The following is a 19,567-nucleotide window of genomic DNA, read 5'->3' as shown; positions in this document are numbered from 1 at the left end:
GAATTGCGAACTCCTTACGCGCATCAACAGGCGAAATTATTGAATGAGACGTTCTCTTCTGGGTATAGCTGTAGGCTTGGTAGTCGCCACCTCAACCATAAAACCGGCACTGGCTGATGAATTCACCGTATCCGATATCGAGGTAGAAGGCCTTCAGCGGGTATCCGCAGGGACGGTATTTTCCGCATTTCCCGTTTCGATCGGGGAGCCGGTCGATGAGGTGGAGCTGTCCGATGCGATCAAAGACCTGTTTCGCACCGGCCTGTTTACCGATATCAAAGCCAGCCGTGATGGTGGTGTGCTGATCCTTACGGTTCAGGAGCGACCTTCAATCACGTCCATAGACATTGAAGGCAACAAGAACATCGAAACCCCCATGCTGATGGATGCGCTATCCGGAGCGGGTCTCCAGGAGGGGCAGGTATTTCGCAGGGCGACCCTTGAGCGACTGGAGCTTGAGATTCTCCGGTCCTACATCAGTCAGGGTCGTTACAACGCGCGGGTGAAAGCCACCGCCGAGGACCTTCCCCGCAATCGCGTTGCCATCAAGCTGGACATTAACGAAGGTACGGTTGCGGCTATCCAGCACATCAATATTGTGGGTAACGACGCGTTTGACGACGAGCGGCTGCTGGATCTGTTTGAGCTCCAGACCACCAGTTGGTGGAATTCCATCACCAGTGCTGACAAGTATGCCCGGGAGCGCCTGAGCGGCGACCTGGAGTCACTGCGGTCCTTCTACCTTGACCGCGGCTACATCGACTTTACGGTTGAGTCCAGCCAGGTCTCGATTTCTCCCGACAAGAAACAGGTTTTTATTGCCATCTCGTTGAACGAGGGGCCTCAATACACGGTGTCAGACGTCAACCTGCGCGGCGAGCTGATCGTACCTGAGGAAGAGCTGCGGGAGCTCATTCCCATTGAAGAGGGCGACGTGTTCTCTCGTTCCCGGATGACGGCGATTTCGGAAGCGCTTTCCCGTCGTCTTGGCCGCGAAGGTTATGCGTTTGCAAACGTGAATGCGGTGCCGGAACCTGCCGATGACAATACAGCGTCAGTAACCTTCTTCGTGGAGCCTGGTAAGCGGGCGTATGTCCGGCGCATCAATTTTGATGGCAACGTCTCCACCCGGGACGATGTGTTGCGCCAGGAAATGACCCAGATGGAAGGTGGCGTCGCCTCCACCGACCGGATCGAATTCTCGAAAACAAAGCTGGAGCGGCTTGGCTTCTTCGAAACCGTCGATGTGGAGACGGTTCCTGTGCCCGGTACGGATGATTTGGTGGACGTTAACTATTCCGTGGCGGAACAGGCAACCGGCAGTCTGTCGGCGTCTGTCGGCTTCTCGCAGGCCTCCGGGGTAATCCTGGGCGCTAACGTGTCCGAGAACAACTTCTTTGGCAGCGGCAAGCGTGTCTCCTTTGGCGTCAACGTCAGTGACTCCATCAAGAGTGCCAATTTTTCCTACCAGGACCCATACTACACCGTGGATGGCGTCAGCCGTGGTTTCAGCGTGTTTGCCCGTGAAACCGACTTTGAAGAACAGGATATTTCCTCTTACCTGCTGGATGAGTACGGCGGCCGCCTCACCTTCGGTTATCCTACGGACAACATTACCCGCCTTAATTTCGGGCTTGGTTATACGTTGTCCAAGGTGAAGGAGGGTGCATTCACCTCAGAAGAGGTCAAAACCTTCATTGATGAAGAAGGCAACGATTTCAACAATTATTTCCTGTTCGGTTCGTGGCGGCGCAGCACACTAAATAGGGGTGTTCTTCCAACGGACGGCTATAGCCTGTCGTTATCCGCTGATGTAGCGGTGCCCGGCAGCGACCTGACATTCTATAAGCTGAATCAGAAAACCGAGTTCTACCAGCCACTGAACGATAATCAGACCTGGGTATTCAGGGCGCGTTCGGAGATTGGTTACGGGGACGGTTACAACGGCCGAAGCGTGATGCCGTTCTACGAGCACTTCTACGCCGGTGGCTATGGTTCGGTGCGCGGATATGAGGCAAACTCTCTCGGCCCGCTTGCTACCAATGCGCCGAACGACTTCTCCGATCCGGACCCCTTCGGTGGTAGCTTGTTGACGGAAGGCAGCCTGGAACTGATTTTCCCCACACCGTTTGCTGGGGATACCCGTTCCATGAGAACCGCGTTCTTCGTGGATGCGGGGCAGGTTTTTGATGCCGATAGGAATTTTGATCCGGCCCTGGATGAAATTCGCCTGTCGGCCGGTGTAGGATTCCAGTGGATCACGGCAGTAGGACCGCTGGCGTTCAGTCTTGCCAAACCTTTGAACGACAAGAGCGGTGATGACACTCAGGTGTTCCAGTTCTCCCTCGGCCAGACCTTCTGATCGTCAGGGCCGGAGGGGGTGCGAAAGACAATGATAAACAGGAGAAACAACATGTTCCGATATTCCGTTGCAGCAATTCTGTCAATGCTGCTGATCGCATTCCCGGCTGCTGCCGAAACCAGAATAGGTGTGGTTGACCTTCGCCAGGCCTTGTTCTCGTCCAGCGATGCGCGCGCGTTCAGCGAGACACTGCAGAAAGATTTCGCTGGAGAGGAAGCCAAGGTTCGTGAAGCCCAGGAGGCCGCCCGCAAGCTCAAGGAACGGCTTGAGAAAGACGGTGCCATGATGAATGAGTCCGAGCGCCAACAGATGGCTGCTGAGTTCCAGGAGAAAGTTAAGGAATTCAATTTCCTCAAGCAGCGCCTGGACTCCACTGTGGCCAATCGCAAGCAACAGTTCCTCGAAGAAGCCCGCCCGGAGGTAGACGCAGCGGTTAAGGAGCTCCTGGAAGAGAATAATCTGGATATGATCCTGCCCAGCGAGGCGGTGGTGTATGTCAAGCCTGAAATGAATCTGACAGAAGAGTTGCTAGAGAAACTGGACCGCTGATACGGAGGGCCGGATAATGGCCCGCCCGGATAAACCTTGTGGAGCTGACAATGACAAAGCGTTCGTACCGGCTGGGCGACATTGCTTCTGAGCTTGGCGCGGAGCTCAAGGGCAATCCCGATACGGAAATCAACGGGCTTGCGACGCTTCAGGCGGCTTCTCCGGGCCAGATAGCCTTCCTGGCCAACCCGTCGTACGGTCGCTACCTGACGGAGACCAGCGCTTCAGCGGTTATACTCTCGCAATCGACTGCGGACCAGTGTCCTACCAACGTCCTGTTACTGGATAACCCCTACCTCGGCTATGCTCGCCTGAGCCATTGGTTTGACCCGGCGCCGGTTCCAGAGCCTGGTATTCACCCGTCGGCCGTTGTGGCGTCTTCCGCGAGGGTCTCGGATACGGCCTGCATCGGCCCTCAGGCTGTTATTGAGGCTGAGGCTGTCGTGGGCGAAAACGTTGTCGTGGGCGCCGGCTGTGTTATTGGAGCCCGGTGTCAGATTGGCGAGCAGACTATACTGCGTCCACGGGTAACCCTGGCCCACGATATCGTTATGGGGAAGCGTTGCCATATCCTCAGTGGTGCGGTCATCGGTTCCGACGGTTTCGGGTTTGCTAATGAGAAAGGAGCCTGGCATCGAATAGCCCAGCTTGGCCGGGTCATTCTGGGGGACGATGTTGAAGTGGGTGCGAACACCACAATTGATCGGGGAGCCTTGGACGACACGATCATTGGCGATGGCGTGAAGCTCGATAACCTGATTCAGATTGCGCACAACGTCAGTATTGGTGATCACAGTGCCATGGCGGCGATGGTGGGTATCGCGGGTAGCACACGTATTGGCAGCCACTGTGTTTTTGGCGGCCAATCGGGTGTGGCAGGGCACCTTACGATTGCGGATCAGGTCCACCTGACCGGCATGACGCTGGTTTCTGGTGACATTCGGGAGCCCGGCGTGTATTCGTCTGGAACCAGCGCCGACAGCAACCGGCAATGGCGTAAAAATGCTGTGCGTTTCCGTCAGCTTGATGCCTTGGCGCGTCGGCTTAAAGAACTGGAAAAGAAAATGGAAGGCTGAGGCCGCTACTGATGATGTATATCGACGAGATCATGGAATACCTGCCCCATCGCTACCCGTTTTTGCTGGTTGATCGGGTAACAGAGCTGGAAAAAGGACAATTCATCAAGGGCTATAAGAATATCTCCCTTAATGAGCCTTTTTTTACCGGCCACTTTCCCAATAACCCCATTATGCCGGGCGTGCTGATCATCGAAGCCATGGCGCAGCTTTCAGGTATTCTCGGCTTTGTGACGGTTGGCCGGAAACCCTCAGACGGCGTGGTACAATACCTGGCTGGTTCCAGTAAAGCGCGTTTCAAGCGCCCCGTGGTGCCGGGGGACAGGCTGTGCATGGAGTCACAGGTTATTTCCGGAAAGCGTGGAATCTATAAATTCGAGTGCCGCGCACTGGTTGATGATGAAGTCGTCTGTGTGGCAGAAATATTGACCGCTGAGAGAGAAGTTTGATGGCGACAAAAGAATGGTCGGGAGTCCATCCTCAGGCGATTGTGGACCCCTCTGCCAAGCTTGCCGACAACGTAACGGTTGGCCCATGGAGCTACATCGGCCCGAACGTTGAGATCGGAGAGGGGACTGAAGTGATGTCCCACGTGGTCATCAAGGGCCCAACGAGAATCGGCCGCAATAACCGCATATTTCAGTTTTCCAGTGTCGGGGAAGAATGCCAGGACAAAAAATACGCGGGTGAGCCAACCACGCTGGTTATTGGTGATGACAATATCATCCGTGAGAACTGCACCATTCATCGGGGCACGGTTCAGGATCGTGGTGAAACCTGTATCGGCAATGGCAATCTGCTCATGGCCTACGTGCATGTGGCGCATGACTGCATTATTGGCAATAACACCATCCTGGCCAATTGTGCGACATTGGCCGGCCATGTGTCCGTTGGTGACTTCGCGATACTGGGTGGCGGCACCATGGTTCATCAGTTCTGTCACATTGGAACCCACAGCATGAGTGCTGGTGGAAGTATTGTGCTGAAAGACATCCCTGCGTACATCATGGCAAGCGGGCAATCTGCACAGCCGTTTGGCATGAACGTGGAAGGCTTGCGCCGCCGTGGTTTCAGCAAGGAGGTGTTGTTGGCACTCCGTCGTGCTTACAAGGTTATCTATCGTCAGGGCCTGACTACGGAACAAGCCGTTGAAGAGCTCGAAAAAGCCTACTCCGATATTCCCGAAGTGACGCCCCTGATCGATTCCCTTCGTGGTGCACACCGCGGCATCATCCGCTAACCAGGGAGTGAATGCCCCGGTGACGGACCATCACGAAAACTCTGTAGCCAGCACCCGCAAAGTGACTTTCGCCATCGTGGCCGGAGAGGCGTCAGGAGATATCCTCGGCGCCGGTCTGATCCGTTCCCTGCGGCTCAGGTATCCGAACGCGCGGTTTGTCGGCATTGGTGGCGATGAAATGATCGCGGAAGGCTTCCACTCTCTCGTTCCTATGGAACGGCTGTCAGTGATGGGGCTCGTCGAAGTGCTCGGGCGAATACGGGAGCTGTTCGATATTCGCGCACGGCTGATGAACTACCTGCTGGCGACACCGCCGGACGTCGTCATTGGTATCGACTCCCCGGACTTTACCCTGGGTATTGAGCGCAGGTGTCGTGATGCCGGTATTCCGACCGCCCATTATGTTAGCCCGTCCGTCTGGGCCTGGCGGCAAAAGCGGATCTTCACGATCGCCAAATCTGTCAACCTTATGCTTACCCTGTTCCCGTTTGAGGCCCGTTTCTACGAAGAGCACGGCGTGCCCGTGGCCTTTGTAGGGCACCCCCTGGCGGACCGCATTCCAATGATGCCTGATACAGCTGGTGCCCGTCAGTCCCTGGGGCTTCTGGAAGATGCGCCGGTGCTGGCCATTCTTCCGGGGAGCCGGGGCGGGGAAGTGGAGCGCCTGGGTACTCTTTTTCTGGAGGCCGCCCGTTGGATCCAGGGCAGGCGTCCGGATTTGCAACTGGTGATTCCTTGCGTAAACCGGGATCGGGAAAAGCAGGTTCGGGCACTGGTAGACGCCCTGGACGTGAAACTGGCGGTGACCATTGTGCGAGGCCGTTCGAGAGAGGTGATGGCATCGTCCGACGTGGTATTGCTTGCGTCCGGAACCGCCACTCTGGAAGCCATGTTGCTGAAGAAGCCCATGGTGGTGGGTTACCGGTTGAGTCGTGTCAGCTATGCATTGGTCTCAAGGCTGGTCAAGGTGCCTTATGTGGCCTTGCCAAACCTGCTGGCCAAGGAACAACTGGTTCCGGAACTATTGCAGGATGATGCTTCGCCCGAGTCTCTCGGAGAAGCCGTGCTTGAGCGCCTTGAAAATGAATCCGAACGCGCCCGGTTGACAGCCGCTTTTTCACAATTGCATGAACAGTTGCGACAGGGGGCTGACGAGCAGTCTGCTGCAGCCATCTCCGCATTGATAGAAGGCGGAACAGTATGAGTAAGCGCCCCTTACCGCCGTTTGAGTGCCAATATCAGGGGCGACTATTGGCCGGTGTGGACGAAGTGGGACGCGGGCCGTTGGTTGGGGCTGTGGTGACGGCCGCGGTTATCCTGAACCCGGAAAAGCCAATACCGGGCCTGGCAGATTCGAAAAAGCTGACGGACAAGCGCCGTGAGGCTCTTTACGAGCAGATCATTGAGCGTGCAGTATCCTGGAGCCTGGGGCGCTGTGAGGCCGATGAGATTGACAGGCTGAACATCTTCCAGGCAACGATGGTGGCTATGGAGCGTGCCGTGGCGGGCCTGCATGTCGAGCCGGAATATGTACTGGTGGACGGTAACCGCTGCCCCAAATGGCGTTGGACCTCTGAGCCAGTGGTGAAGGGCGACAGCCGGGTGGAGGCCATCAGTGCGGCGTCCATTGTCGCCAAGGTGACTCGTGACAGGGAGATGGCTGTGCTCCATGAGGAATTCCCTGAGTACGGCTTTGCAGGCCACAAGGGTTATCCGACGCCCGTACACCTCGAAGCGCTTGGTAGATTGGGTGCAACCGCTCACCATCGTCGCTCATTCCGCCCGGTTCAGGAAGCGATTGATGCCGTGGGTTTGTACAGCCGCGACGCGGATCAGGAACTGCAATATCCTGGCGACTTGTTTGAAAATATCGATTGACAGGCTCCGGTCGAATCCTTAGTATACGCGCACGTTGATCGGGGGGAACCCCGGTAAACAACCAGTTTGATGCGGGGTGGAGCAGTCTGGTAGCTCGTCGGGCTCATAACCCGAAGGTCGTAGGTTCGAATCCTGCCCCCGCTACCACTTATAAAAAGCCGGTCTTTGACCGGCTTTTTTTGTGCCTGTTCGGTCTACTTCAGGATTTAGTTCCGCCCTGCATATTTTTCGACCCTTTTGCAACTCCTATCCAGTCGGCTTTCCTTAAATCTAATACTTTCGTACCAAAAATAACCGCCATTTATCGCCTTTCGGGCAAAAAATTGCCCGGTTAATCAGTATCCTCAGTTGTTTCATTACGGTTATCTGTCGAAAAATTGACAAAATCGTAACTTGGGAAATGACACCATTCACATCGATACTTGCCCACGTTTTATACAATTTAACAAATTCGGCAATTTATTGGTGTGAAATACATATGAAACGCGTCATCAAAGTGTCACAGGCATGGATTGCCGCGTTGTTTTTAGGATTGGTCCTCACAGGCTGTGGGGGCGGTTCTTCTGGTAGCTCAGAGAGCACTGCAGGTACAGGCGATAGCACGGGGGTTGGCTCAGGTGGTTCCGAGGGCAATCCACCACCGAGCGGTGGTGGCGAGGGAGTGGTTGACCGCTCGGCGTCGCTCAGCTGGAATGCGCCCACCGATCGTGAAAACGGCGATGATCTAAGTCCGTACGATTTGGAGCGCTACGTTATCAGGTACGGAACGGATAGGAATAACCTCGACAAACAAGTTCAAGTCGACAATGTCGGAGGCTTGGAAACGATGAGCTATGACGTTGAGAACTTGTCGGCGGGCACCTGGTACTTCACGATTCAGGTGGAAGATGTTGATGGCCTGATGAGCGCGCCATCGGCGCCGGTCAGCAAAACCATCTAGTTCAGACAACGGATCTCTGACATGAAGTGTATGCTCGGCCTTGCTGTTACCCCAATGGATGCGCAATCGGCAGTTTGAGGGTAAAGGCCGACCCTTCCCCGGGTCGGGAGCGAAGGGTTATTTCACCGCGATGCTTTTCGACCACAACGTTCACGAACGACAGCCCGAGCCCGGTGCCATGATTGCCAGACAGCTCGCTGCTTTTCTGGCGCTGATAGCGATCAAACAGATAGGGGATTTCTTCCGGAGCAATGCCTTCCCCCTCGTCGCTTACAGTCAGGCACGCCTGGTGGCCGGCCTGAAAAACCTGAATGTTGACGATCGATCCGGATGGGCTGTACTGCACCGCGTTGGTCAGAAGGTTGATCACGGCACGTTCAAGCAGTTCCGCATTTCCTTTCAGCCATAAATCCTCTGTTCCCTGAAGTAACAGCTGAATGCCTTTCTCGGCAGCCTGCTCGCTGACGCTGTCGCGGGCGTTCTCAACAATGGCTAAAAACTCGCATTCGTAAAAGCGGGTTTCGGTTAACTGTTCGGCCCTGGCAAGCTGCACGAATTCTTCAGCAAGATGATAACTGCGCTTCGCTAGCCGACCCAATTGGTCGAGCTGTTCCGGCTCGATATGGCCACGATTCCGCTTGAGCTGTTCGATCAGTGCAAGTTGTGAAACCAGGGGCGAGCGAACATCGTGAGAAATGAAGTCGATGGCCTCCCGGTGCTGGCGCTGTTGTTCCCTGAGTTCCGAGATATCCGATATGTTGGCGATAATGCCGTTCTGATCGCTGTCAGGCAGTGAAAACGGCGCGAAGTGAATCAGGAAATCCTTATCGCGAATCCGTAGGTCCACTGTGCGGCTCTGAGCCAGCGTGAGGGTTTCCGAGACGGTTTCATGCCAGGGCGGATTGTCTCGTGGGTCGTGTCCCTCCAGAAGTCTGGCCAGGGGTAGGCCACTGAGGCTTGGCATGGGTTCACGAAACCATTCTTCAATGTGGCCGTTGGCAAAGCGGATAACGCCTAACTCGTCGGTTACGATAATGCCGTCCGGCATGCGTTCGAAGCTGCGCCTGATAAACCTCTGCATCTGACTCATGCGCTCGGTCGCTACGCGTACTCGCTCGATTCGAGCGGAGATGTTTTCCCTTGGCCCCGTTTTACGCACCGGCTCCTGGGTGCTGGACAGCGGCAAACGGCGGAGGTAGCGCTGGATGGCCTCCCGGCTCAGGTCGTTGGGCAGCTTGAGCCCGATTTTGTAGGTTACGCCATTGCGTATCAGGCTGACCCAGCTTTGGCCATCAATGTGATGCCATTGGCCCGGGGTGTCCAGCGGCGGGATATCATCGGCGGCCAGACCAGAAGATGTCATCACGCCATCACCTTCAGCTAACAGCCAGCCCTCTGGTTGAAGCAGGGCCTGGAAATGGCTGAGCAGTTGCGGTGGGTGCCTCAGTGACGGCTCTTCGAGGGTCATGGTGGGCCCGCGGGCAAGCTCGTCAAGCTGCCGGTTGAGGAAGCTGTTGGTCATGGCCAGCCGTAGTGCGCTGGATACGGGCAGCGCCAGCAGGGGAATCACGATGGCGTGGGAGATCGGTAGCCAGAGCTTGGCTCCGACCAACAGTAGCGCATGCAGAAGAGCCAATAAGCCGAGGCTCGTCAAACAGAACAAAATGCTACGTGCCGGTCGCATGCGGGGTAGGGTGAACGACAATAGAGCGATGATAAAAACGGCGAGACCAATCGCAATAGGCTTCGATACCCGTGATATCAGTTCGTCTTTCACCAATGCGGAATAACTGTTGGCGTGGAACTCAACGCCGGACATGGGCTGATTGAGGCCCGAAAACGGGGTGGGCAGGATGTCGCCAAAACCCGGTGCGGTTGCACCCACAAACACGGTTTGCCCTTTGAAAGCATCCTTTGCGAATTGCCCATCAAGCACCTTGGTATAGGAGTGGGAAGGCAGCGTCCCGGCACCACCAGCCATTGGAATGGCGCGGTAGTGCTGTCTGACGTTTGTGTAGGGCGGCACACTGGATATTTCCGGGCCCGGTGACGGTGTATCAGAGGCCGCCAGTGCCAGGCTGGGCCATAGCTGATCGCCCAGGCCATTGAACAGATAAAGTCCTCGCGCCAAGCCGTCTTCGTCAAGCTCCACGTGGGCGTGCCCAAGCGTTGCAGCTGCGGACGCCAACGCAGGGGCGGGAAGTTGTTCGCTGATCAGGTAGTGCCGGGAGGGCGGTGACAGATGAAGCGGCAGGATGACGTTGCCGTGTTTCTGCATGGCGTTGGCCATTGCCTGGTCTGCCGGCGATGGTTCGGGGAACAGGATGTCGAAGACAATCGTTTTGGCGCCGGCCTGATGGAGTTTCTCAATGAGCTGTGCATGGGTTGTCCGCGGCCAGGGCCAGCGCCCCAGGTGATCCATGCTCAGTTCGTCAATGGCGATAACAACGACGTCATCGGCCGGTTCCGCGGGTGTTGCGGTGATAAGGGTGTCGTAAAGCCAGAAGTCCAGGCGCTCCGGAGCAGAGGTCGTCTGGAACAGTAGCAAAAATGTCAGTAGTGGCAGGCCCAGCGTCCAAGGTGTTGTTTTAATGGGAAACCAGTTCCGGGTCATGGGGCCTGCTGTCGGGTATCAGGAAATTGTGGGTTATTCCAGAAACAATTCCCTCCCTGGTCCCCACCGGCTTTCGAGCGGACCGTCAGAGAGGGCTTTCAGGCGAACAAAATACCGTCTTCCGGGAATGAGGCGCAAGGCCGCAGTGGTATCCGACAGCGTAGCCTCTTTGATGATGTTGTTAAATCCCGGTTCTTCAGACAGCTGCAGGCGATAATCGGTTGCAGTATCCACCTTCTGCCAGAATACCCTTACCTGGCTATCGACGTAGTTGACACTGATGATGCGAACCGGTGGCAGGGTCCCGTTCACGACCAGCGAGCGTGCCTCACTCGTGGCCACAGAATTGCCGCCGGCCTCGGTGACCACCCGCCAGTAGTATTGTCCCGGTGTCAGTGGTCGAGAAGGCAGCGCGCTTTCATCAGGCGCCCACTCGCTGGTGGCAATCGTGTTTCCAAAGTCTTTGTCCTCCGAAATTTCCACCCGGGCGACTTCGTTTTCGCCGCGCAACTGCCATCGGAACTCGGGCATGTCGTCGTTAACGGTCGCGCCTGGTTCCGGTTGTTCCAGTGCGGCAGTCCGGGCCTGTAGGTCGACTTCGAAAGACATGACGCCGGGCATGCCTGCCATGCCACGATTGTCGATGGCGGCAAGGTGAATCTCGTAGCGGCCATTGTCCAGCAGGTTAATATCGAAATCATTGTCGCTGACTTCGTTGCTGTTAATCCAGCGGCCGGACTCGGCATCAAAGATATCCACGCGATGGCTGTTGGCTCCGTTGGGCGTCCAGCTCAACTGTGCAGGAAGTTGCTTCAACTGCTGCGGCAGGGGGTTAATCTCCGGAGCTGGGGGCAGGCGGCGGATGCTCATTCTGCCCACACCTGCGGTTGAAACGCTGGCGCTATAACCAGCTGGAATCCGGCGTGTTTGCCCCGGCGGGCCAAACGATACCTCGCCCTCGGTAACCCGTAGATCGGTCATGCCGGGCGCAGTCCTGAGAGTAAACATGGTGCCCCTGACTGCCGCCACCGCGGAGGGTGTTTCGATCTCAAAACGTGAACCGCCCTCGATCACGGGTTTCACCTGGGTTTCAATTTCGCCCTGATTGAGGCGCAGGCGGGTGTCCACCATGCCGGACTTCCCATACTGCGTCAGGCGATTGAAGGCGAGGCGGGAATGCGGTGATATCCGCACTACAGAGCCGTCAGCAAGTTCGATGGTTGCCGTGCCAGCCTGTGACCGGATTTCATCACCCACCCGAATCAGGGAATCGCTGGTCAGGGGGCGTTTGGTGCCGTCACTACCGGAAATCAGTTGCACCGACCCGGTCACCGAGTTGACCCGCGCAGGGTTGGGTTGGCGCTGAAGCCAGGCAAGGGGAATTCTCAGGTTGTCTCCACTGCCCACCTTGGCGGGGTTATCGATGCCGTTATGCTGTAGCAGGCGAATGGCGGGAATATCCTTGGACAACAATGCGTCAGCGATCTCCGCAAAATGTTCACCGGGTCGTACCGTATAGATCCACTCCGGCGTCGCATTGGATTCAGGGGTAGCAGTGGCCGCCTGGGAGCCCCGGGTGACCGAAAGTTCCGCCTGTACTGGCAACGCCGCCAGGGAGCTGATTAGGAGCAGCAAACCGGTGAGTGTTCGCAGGGTGACGCATTGACTCATGTCAGGCTTGTTCCATGACCGGTACGTTCTCATCCGGGCCAGAGGCTTTCATGGCCTCAAGACGATAGCCGCGCTGGTAAATGGTCTTGATGCGGAAGCCGTTTTCGGGATTAAGGCCCAGTCTGCGGCGAAGCCGGCTCATGTGCGTGTCCACGGTACGGGTATTGATGTCTTTCGCCAGTCCCCATACCCGCTCAAGCAGCATCTCGCGGGTCAGTAGTCGGCCCTGGTTCTGGAACAGGAACAGGGTCAGGTCAAAATCCTTGTCGGTCAGCGTCAGCACGTTGCCGTGAAGCGCAATGGTCCGAAGCTGGGTATTGATCTCGAAAGGGCCGTACTGCAACGATTCTTTTTCGGTATCGGGGCTGGTGCGACGTGCCAATGCATTGATGCGCGCCACCAGTTCTGCCTCGCGAGCGGGTTTGGCGAGGTAGTCGTCAGCACCGGCATCCAGCGCACGTACGATGTCCGTCTCGCTGTCGCGCTGGGTGAGAAACACCACCGGAATCTGCCAGTTCAACTGCGCACGTACGCTTTCCAGAACCTCAATCCCGGTCATGTCGGGTATTTGCCAATCCATCACCAGCAGATCATAGCTGCGGTGAAGGACCGCGCTCAGAAATGCCTGGCCTGACGGAAAACTGTCGCAGTGGTGCCCGCGCTCGGACAACACAGACTGAATGTGCTGAGCCTGTTCATGTTCGTCCTCAAGCAGGGCAATTCGCATCAAACGTCTCCCGACATCAAATTTGTCATATTCAGGCTTCCCGGCCGACGGCGGGGAATGGGTATTGAATTCCGCTTCATATTATTACAAATCCGCAATTTCGCTTCAGTGTCGTTATGTAGTGTTGCGTAAACGGATCGCAGGCTTTCCGTTGTCGTCATCCAGTGTTTGTCGGCAGCCGGGGAAATTACTGCAGCCCCAGAACCAGCCTTTTTTGCCTTGTCTGCGCACCAGGGGCGAAAAACAGTGCGGGCAGGGAATGGGTTTTTCTCCCGTGCCATCCGCCGGCGACTGGTCCTCAATGGGCCGTGTGCCTTTGCAGTCCGGAAAGCGGGTGCAGGCATGGAAGGCACCAAACTTGCCCTCGCGCTGGCGCATGGGAGCGCGGCACTTGGGGCAGTGCGGCTGCCCCTCGCCTGGTGGGGCTGTCTTGGCTTCCTGATCTGGGGTATTGATGAACCCGCGTATCTGTTCTTTCAGGTCTGCAATAAACTGCTTGGGATTGCCCTCACCGCGGCGAATACTTTCCAGGGTGGCTTCCCAGATGGCCGTCATATCCGGCTTGCTGACGGATTCCGGCAATGAATCAATCAGCGCCTTTCCCTTCGGCGTTGACCGGATGTGGCGCTTGTCCCGGTATAGATAGTCGCGTCGGAACAGGGTATCAATGATCGCCGCCCGCGTGGCCTCAGTGCCCAGCCCATCGGTCTCACGCAGGGTTTTGCGAAGCTCTGGATCGCTGACAAAGCGAGCGATATTGGTCATCGCTGACAGCAGCGTGGCGTCGGTGAAATATTGGGGAGGCTGGGTTTTGCGCTCGGCGATGTCCACCGAGTCACAGAGTATAGGGTCACCTTTCTCCAGGCGAGGGAGGGGCGCTTTGGCAGCCTCCTGTCGGCTTTCCCGATGGCGAATCTCCAGGGTTTTCCAGCCCGGCTGAAGAACCGCGGTTTCCGTCGCCCTGAACGCGTGTTCGCCAATCCCGACAGTTAACTTGCCTTCCCGGTGTATGGCGTCGGCGCTGAACTGCATCAGGTAATACCGGCTGATCAGTTCGTAAATGTTCCTCTCAGCTTCGCTCAGGCGTCCATTGGGAGCCTTTCTGGCCGTCGGGATGATAGCGTGGTGGGCATCCACCTTCTTGTCGTTCCAGGCTTCGGTGCGGCGGTTCAGATCCGCTGCCTCGCAGGCTGTCGCCAGTTCGCCGGCGACATTGCCAATGGCCTGCACCACACTTTGACGCTGGTCAAAATGACCTTCCGGCAGATAACGGCAGTCCGAACGGGGATAGGTAATCAACTGGTGGCGTTCGTACAGGTTTTGGGCGGTGTCCAATACGTCTTTCGCGCCCATGCGGAACAGTCGCCCCGCCTCGATCTGCAAGGCTGAGAGTGAGAATGGGAGAGGCGGCGTTTCGTTCCTGTCGCGGAAACGGGATTCCGTAACTTTGCCGGGCCGTCCTTCTACGGCCTCGGCGATCTGTCTGGCGACATCGCTGTCCAACAATCGGTCTTCTTCATCCAGGTATTCCCGGTAGGCTTCCGAGGGCTGCCAGCGTGCCGTAAACGATTGCTGGTCCGATTCCTCATCTATCGCGTGGCACGTCGCCTGAACGCGGAAAAAAGGTTTCGGCTGGAAGTTCTCAATGGTGTTGTCCCGCTCCACCACCAATCCCAGCACCGGGGTTTGTACACGGCCGACGGAATACACGCCCTGCTGGCCCTGCTGCTGATAGGACAGGGTATAGAAACGAGTAAGATTAATGCCGTAGAGCCAGTCCGCCCGCTGGCGGGCGAGGGCGGAATGGGACAGGCGGCGAAACTCCCGATTGTCCTTGGGAGCCTGGATGGCCTTTGCCACGGCCGCCGGAGTCAGGTCGTTGATCAGGATTCTCTGAACCGGACAGGTGGCACCGGTGTAGCGGATGACTTCGTCTACCAGCAGTTGGCCTTCCCGGTCCGGATCGCCGGCATGGACAATAGTCTCCGCCTTGCGGACCAGAGACTCCAATACCTTGAGCTGCTGGCGTACGCTGTCCTTGGGCATCACCTCCCAGCGCCCGGGAAACAGAGGCAAATCTTCCTGTCGCCATTTTTTCCAGCGCGGGTCGTACTGGCCGGGTTCCGCCGGTTCCAATAGATGGCCGATACACCAGCTAACGGTGCTGGCGTTGCTTCCTTCGCCGCAACGAATCCATCCGTTCCCCTTCTGATGGGGAGCGGGGAGGGCAGCAGCAATTGCCCGGCCCAGGCTTGGTTTTTCAGCAATGTACAGGCGCATAAGTCGGAAGCAGTTTTCGGGTGGGGATGGAAGATGGCGCTTTGTCTGTATCCTGTCAAGGTAACATAGCGTTTGGTGTAGTAGACTGTTCCGTAACACATTCAATCAGGAGCAGGCCTGTTTATGTCCACACAACAAGCCATTGAGCAAAAGCTGACAAGCGCTTTCGACAGCCAACACCTCATGGTTGAAAACGAGAGCCACAAACATAACGTACCGCCGAACTCTGAAACCCATTTCAAGGTGACTCTGGTGTCTTCAGAGTTCGAGGGGCAGGGCAAGGTCAAGCGGCACCAAGCCATCTACAAAATACTGGCGGACGAAATGTCCGGTGGCGTCCACGCCCTGGCGTTGCACGTGTATTCACCACAGGAGTGGGAGGCGTCTGGCGAGGCTGCGCCCGATTCTCCCAATTGCATGGGCGGCTCCAAGAACGATCCGGCCTTTGCATCCGGAGGTGGCCAGTGAGCCAGTTCTTCCAGATTCACCCGGAAACGCCCCAGAAGCGGCTGATCAACCAGGCTGTGGATATTCTCCGCAAGGGCGGCGTTATTGTGTATCCGACGGATTCCGCCTACGCCATTGGCTGCCACCTCGGTGACAAGCAGGCAGCGGACCGGATAAAGCGCATTCGCCGCCTGGATGACAAGCACAACTTCACCCTGATGTGCCGGGACCTTTCGGACATCGGTGTGTTCGCGAAGGTCGACAACACCCAGTATCGGCTGCTCAAGAACTTCACACCGGGGGCATACACATTCATTCTGGACGCCACCAGTGAAGTACCACGCCGTCTGTTACACCCCAAGCGTAAAACCATTGGCATGCGCGTGCCGGACAACGCAATTGTGCAGGCGCTGCTGGCGGAACTGGGCGAACCCATCATGAGCAGTACGCTGATATTGCCGGGTGACGAAGACCCAATGACCGACCCTTATGACATCCGGGAAACTCTGGAACACGATCTGGACCTGATCATCGATGGTGGCTTTTGCGGCCTGGAGGCGACCACCGTGGTGAATATGACTGGGGATGCGCCGGAGGTGACTCGCGTCGGCAAAGGGGACCCAGAGCCCTTTCGGATTTAACGGAGTCAGGCCCGGGTGTTCAGGCTCAGGGCGAAATTTTTGCGGTCTGCGTAGTTGGTGGCCTGATCGGTACTGATGGTCCTGCGCAGGCTGTCGTAGCGGTGCGCCAGGTCCTGCAGGCCGTTGAATTGCTGGTTGTCGCTGACCAGGGTGTCCAGCAGTGAATTGTTCACGCCGTATGCCTTGTTCAACTTGAGCGCGTTGTCCACAAAGTGCAGGGTGGGCTCGCTGGCACTGAGCCGGCTGAATGCCTCCCGGAACGGCTTGCTGTTGTTCAGGTCCTGTTCGATACGGTTACGGCTTTCCTCTGGGATTCCACCACCAACGCTGATCTTGCCTTCGTCGTTTTTAGAAACTTCCACACTGGTTGCCGGGTTGAGTTTGTATTCGGCAAGTTTATGCCGCAGCGTCTCCCGCATATAGGCAAGGTCCTGCCCGACGGTTTGCTTGTACTCAGCCATCTGCAACCGGGTGGATTTGGGGCGGCCGGTATCGAAACTCGCCCGCTCGGAGAGGGTGAACCGGTCATCGGTTGCGGAGGCCGGCGCCTCCGGCGCTGTGGGCTTTGGTGCCGCATTGCCCGATGCCGCCGGCTGTTTCTTTTCCATGGCCTGCTGGAACTGGGTGCTGGCTTTGATCAGCGATGTGAGTAGCGACATGGCGTTGGTCCCCTCCCATGGCCAATGAGAAAATGTTGACGGTTTTGGTGTCTAGGGGAGGTTTAAGCATAAAGCGGGCCATCGCGACTTATTGCAGTGCACTTCTTATTAGTACCCTGAATAGTCGGCAGGAGGGCCGGCCGCGAGACCGGCCCTCCCTTGGTAGGATCACCTGGATTTATAACGCTCTTCGCAACTCGCCATAATCTCCGCCCGTTCTCAGCACGAGGGTGATGTTGTTGTCGTTCCTGTTTCGGAAAAACCAGCCATGGTTGCCGGTGAATGCAGCCACAAGCTCACCCTCATCTTCCGGAACGCCCCGGCCTTTTTCGTAAGAAATTGACTGGCCGCCTCCATCACCATGGGTATCGAAGTTGATAGGGCCACCCTCAGACACCCAGGAGAACCGGGCTGTAGCACCTTCCTCCATGGTGAGTTTGAACTCTGTGCCTTCTCCCGGTGTGAGAACCACGCGTACTTCATCCTGCCACTGCGGTTCCGCAATTTCTGGTTCAGGCGCAGGCTCAGCAGGCGCAACCTCTACTTCAGGTGAGGGACTTGGCTCCTCAACGGCTTCATCCACGACAGGTTCTTTGACTTCCGGGGTCTTCTGATCAACCGAGGATTGCACCGCAACCATCTGGGCAGCCTCGTCAGCAGCTGCTTCTTCAGCAAGCTGCTCCTTGATCTCGCCCATTTCAGTCAGGCCCAAAAGGCGACCTGCGCCGGTTGGGTCCAGGGCGTATTCAGCGGGCATGACCACCGTTACCAGCAGAAACAGCGCCACAATAGCGGCAATGATGGTGGATCGAACCAGCTTGGCAGTGCTGGGCAGTTCTTCACGGTTGGGTATATCGGTGTTGTACATAAAAAATCTCCAGAATCAGGCGACAAAGTAACCGGTGAGCTGATAGCCAAAGAGCAGAAAACCTGCACTCATCATGGCCACGTTGGCGGTGTAGGCATGGCGGAAAAAGCCGTCGGTTTTTCGCCAGAAGCTGATGGCAATCAGGATCATGGCCAGGGCGATTAACTGTCCCATTTCCACGCCCAAATTGAAGGCGAGGAGGTTCGGAATCAGGCCGTCCTGTGAGATGTCGTATTCGATGATCTTGGTGGACAGACCAAAGCCATGGAAGAACCCGAAAATCAACGTGGCGGCCTTGGTGTTGGGCTGGAAGCCAAACCACCGCTGATAGGCACCGATGTTGTCCAGTGCCTTGTAGACGATGGACAGGCCGATGATCGCATCAATGATGTAGCTGTTGATGCCCACGTTGAAGTACACCCCCAGCAGCATCGTCGTGGAATGCCCCAGGGCAAACAGGCTCACGTAGATGGCGATGTGCTTCATTTGGTAGAGGAAGAAAATGACACCCAGCAGGAACAGCAGGTGGTCATAGCCGGTGACCATGTGTTTGGCCCCCAGATAGATGAACGAAATAAGGTTTATCCCGGTAATTTCCTGGATGTACCCCTTGTCGCCCTGGGCGACTGCGTGGGCAAGCACATCGGTACTCATACCCAGCAAGCCCAGTGTCAGAAATATCCAGAGTAGACGATTACCTGTGCCCATTGAGGACACACCACGGCATCGGCCAGGCAAGTTTGACAACATAAAGACTCCAATCGAATGTGTTTTCTCCGACCGCGCAAGCGGCAAGAATCAAGCGGAAAGGAGTGCTTTTGGAGGGCGTTCAAGCCGATAGCGCAAACTGCGGGGAGAGCCTCCGGCAAAGGGCACGGGCTGCCGGAGAACGGTCAGGCTTTGGGAAACAAACGGAACCCTGAGCTGATCTACGGTCTCGTGGGTATGATTGCCAGCATCATGATGAAGTGACGCCGCCTCTGGCTCTTCGTCAAAATCGTGGGTGTGTCCATGTCCACCATGACTGCCTGGGTGGCCGTCATGCAGTGATTCCCAATCGCCAGCCAGCTCAGCCACACCGTGAGAGAATGACTCGCCAATCACCGACAGTGACAGACCCGCCAATGCAAACAGCATGACGAGCGTCGGAAGCAGTTTTCTCTGGTGGATGGCCGAAATCATCAATCTAATGCGTCGAATCTGTGGTTGGATTTCAAGGGAGATAGAGGATAACATCCCCCCATGGGGGATAGGAATTAAACATGGTAAATAGTCACACGCATCAATCTCACCCGAATATTATCAAACGCCTGAAGAGGGCTAACGGCCATCTTGAAAGCGTGATTGGTATGATTGATCAGGGAAAACCCTGCCTGGAACTGGCCCAACAGCTTCACGCCGTGGAAAAGGCCATTCAACAGGCCAAGCGAGTGTTGGTTCAGGATCATATAGAGCACTGCCTCGATGATGCCATCGGACCTCTGGCACCGGATCAGCAACGCCGAGTGGACGAATTTAAGGCCATTGCCCGGTATCTGTGATCCTGTCAGTAACCAATTCCCGGATTCAGTCACACCGTAGCGGTTCAATCTTTACATGTACCAGCGACTGACAC

19 protein-coding genes and 1 tRNA gene are annotated in these 19,567 nt (G+C 56.6%); 12 read left to right on the top strand and 8 right to left on the bottom strand.

The window, feature by feature from the left end:
• Nucleotides 1–43 precede the first annotated feature (43 nt).
• From bamA to ACTRWH_RS14320, 9 genes are all read left to right on the top strand, one after another.
• Nucleotides 44–2,362: an outer membrane protein assembly factor BamA gene (gene bamA, locus ACTRWH_RS14360; protein WP_036206138.1), complete on the top strand. Its 2,319-nt coding sequence runs from the start codon at nucleotides 44–46 to the stop codon at nucleotides 2,360–2,362.
• Nucleotides 2,363–2,413: 51 nt separating this feature from the next.
• Nucleotides 2,414–2,911, top strand: a complete 498-nt coding sequence (locus ACTRWH_RS14355; protein WP_041335153.1) for an OmpH/Skp family outer membrane protein — start codon at nucleotides 2,414–2,416, stop codon at nucleotides 2,909–2,911.
• 50 nt (nucleotides 2,912–2,961) lie between these two features.
• Nucleotides 2,962–3,987, top strand: a complete 1,026-nt coding sequence (gene lpxD, locus ACTRWH_RS14350; protein WP_036206901.1) for a UDP-3-O-(3-hydroxymyristoyl)glucosamine N-acyltransferase — start codon at nucleotides 2,962–2,964, stop codon at nucleotides 3,985–3,987.
• 11 nt (nucleotides 3,988–3,998) lie between these two features.
• The gene (gene fabZ, locus ACTRWH_RS14345; protein ID WP_036206143.1) at nucleotides 3,999–4,436 is read left to right on the top strand and encodes a 3-hydroxyacyl-ACP dehydratase FabZ; all 438 of its coding nucleotides are present in this window, start codon (nucleotides 3,999–4,001) and stop codon (nucleotides 4,434–4,436) included.
• The gene (lpxA, locus tag ACTRWH_RS14340) at nucleotides 4,436–5,227 is read left to right on the top strand and encodes an acyl-ACP--UDP-N-acetylglucosamine O-acyltransferase (RefSeq protein WP_036206145.1); all 792 of its coding nucleotides are present in this window, start codon (nucleotides 4,436–4,438) and stop codon (nucleotides 5,225–5,227) included. The genes fabZ and lpxA overlap by 1 nt, the downstream gene beginning before the upstream one ends.
• 19 nt (nucleotides 5,228–5,246) lie before the next feature.
• Nucleotides 5,247–6,431 (top strand): lipid-A-disaccharide synthase, encoded by a 1,185-nt coding sequence (lpxB, locus tag ACTRWH_RS14335; RefSeq protein ID WP_136634123.1) that lies wholly within the window; start codon nucleotides 5,247–5,249, stop codon nucleotides 6,429–6,431.
• The gene (rnhB, locus tag ACTRWH_RS14330; RefSeq protein WP_228210841.1) at nucleotides 6,428–7,105 is read left to right on the top strand and encodes a ribonuclease HII; all 678 of its coding nucleotides are present in this window, start codon (nucleotides 6,428–6,430) and stop codon (nucleotides 7,103–7,105) included. The genes lpxB and rnhB overlap by 4 nt, the downstream gene beginning before the upstream one ends.
• Nucleotides 7,106–7,175: 70 nt before the next feature.
• Nucleotides 7,176–7,252, top strand: a tRNA-Met gene (locus tag ACTRWH_RS14325).
• Nucleotides 7,253–7,583: 331 nt separating this feature from the next.
• The gene (locus ACTRWH_RS14320; RefSeq protein ID WP_227517763.1) at nucleotides 7,584–8,045 is read left to right on the top strand and encodes a fibronectin type III domain-containing protein; all 462 of its coding nucleotides are present in this window, start codon (nucleotides 7,584–7,586) and stop codon (nucleotides 8,043–8,045) included.
• A 46-nt stretch (nucleotides 8,046–8,091) separates the two neighbouring features.
• Here ACTRWH_RS14320 and ACTRWH_RS14315 read toward each other — a convergent pair whose 3' ends face one another.
• The 4 genes from ACTRWH_RS14315 to ACTRWH_RS14300 form a co-directional block, all read right to left on the bottom strand.
• Nucleotides 8,092–10,659, bottom strand: coding sequence for a CHASE2 domain-containing protein (locus ACTRWH_RS14315; protein WP_434050502.1), 2,568 nt, complete (start codon nucleotides 10,657–10,659; stop codon nucleotides 8,092–8,094).
• A 33-nt stretch (nucleotides 10,660–10,692) separates the two neighbouring features.
• Entirely contained in the window at nucleotides 10,693–12,330 is a 1,638-nt protein-coding gene (locus ACTRWH_RS14310; RefSeq protein ID WP_228210844.1) for a FecR family protein, read from the bottom strand.
• Between the two features lies 1 nt (nucleotide 12,331).
• The gene (locus ACTRWH_RS14305; RefSeq protein WP_075194521.1) at nucleotides 12,332–13,057 is read right to left on the bottom strand and encodes a response regulator transcription factor; all 726 of its coding nucleotides are present in this window, start codon (nucleotides 13,055–13,057) and stop codon (nucleotides 12,332–12,334) included.
• Nucleotides 13,058–13,171: 114 nt separating this feature from the next.
• The gene (locus ACTRWH_RS14300; RefSeq protein ID WP_228210845.1) at nucleotides 13,172–15,337 is read right to left on the bottom strand and encodes a DNA topoisomerase III; all 2,166 of its coding nucleotides are present in this window, start codon (nucleotides 15,335–15,337) and stop codon (nucleotides 13,172–13,174) included.
• A gap of 123 nt (nucleotides 15,338–15,460) precedes the next feature.
• Here ACTRWH_RS14300 and ACTRWH_RS14295 point away from each other — a divergent pair, with 123 nt between their 5' ends.
• Both ACTRWH_RS14295 and ACTRWH_RS14290 read left to right on the top strand, forming a co-directional pair.
• The gene (locus tag ACTRWH_RS14295) at nucleotides 15,461–15,805 is read left to right on the top strand and encodes a BolA family protein (RefSeq protein ID WP_228210846.1); all 345 of its coding nucleotides are present in this window, start codon (nucleotides 15,461–15,463) and stop codon (nucleotides 15,803–15,805) included.
• Nucleotides 15,802–16,425, top strand: coding sequence for an L-threonylcarbamoyladenylate synthase (locus ACTRWH_RS14290; protein ID WP_036206175.1), 624 nt, complete (start codon nucleotides 15,802–15,804; stop codon nucleotides 16,423–16,425). The genes ACTRWH_RS14295 and ACTRWH_RS14290 overlap by 4 nt, the downstream gene beginning before the upstream one ends.
• A 5-nt stretch (nucleotides 16,426–16,430) precedes the next feature.
• Here ACTRWH_RS14290 and ACTRWH_RS14285 read toward each other — a convergent pair whose 3' ends face one another.
• The 4 genes from ACTRWH_RS14285 to ACTRWH_RS14270 form a co-directional block, all read right to left on the bottom strand.
• Nucleotides 16,431–17,084 (bottom strand): hypothetical protein, encoded by a 654-nt coding sequence (locus ACTRWH_RS14285; protein ID WP_126810367.1) that lies wholly within the window; start codon nucleotides 17,082–17,084, stop codon nucleotides 16,431–16,433.
• Nucleotides 17,085–17,262: 178 nt separating this feature from the next.
• On the bottom strand, nucleotides 17,263–17,952 hold the full coding sequence (locus ACTRWH_RS14280; protein ID WP_228210847.1) for a hypothetical protein: 690 nt from the start codon (nucleotides 17,950–17,952) through the stop codon (nucleotides 17,263–17,265).
• Nucleotides 17,953–17,967: 15 nt separating this feature from the next.
• The gene (locus tag ACTRWH_RS14275; protein WP_462826529.1) at nucleotides 17,968–18,660 is read right to left on the bottom strand and encodes a HupE/UreJ family protein; all 693 of its coding nucleotides are present in this window, start codon (nucleotides 18,658–18,660) and stop codon (nucleotides 17,968–17,970) included.
• A 90-nt stretch (nucleotides 18,661–18,750) separates the two neighbouring features.
• A complete protein-coding gene (locus tag ACTRWH_RS14270; protein ID WP_136632731.1) occupies nucleotides 18,751–19,134 on the bottom strand; it encodes a hypothetical protein in 384 nt (127 codons plus the stop codon).
• Between the two features lie 80 nt (nucleotides 19,135–19,214).
• On the opposite strand from ACTRWH_RS14270, the gene ACTRWH_RS14265 reads away from it, so the two are divergent.
• Nucleotides 19,215–19,493 (top strand): metal-sensing transcriptional repressor, encoded by a 279-nt coding sequence (locus tag ACTRWH_RS14265; protein ID WP_199480661.1) that lies wholly within the window; start codon nucleotides 19,215–19,217, stop codon nucleotides 19,491–19,493.
• Nucleotides 19,494–19,567: the final 74 nt, after the last annotated feature.

Source organism: Marinobacter sp. G5_S1_61_S3, from assembly GCF_054968585.1.
The sequence above is the reverse complement of the archived record's forward strand: the minus strand, read 5'-3'. Positions and strand labels throughout refer to the sequence as shown.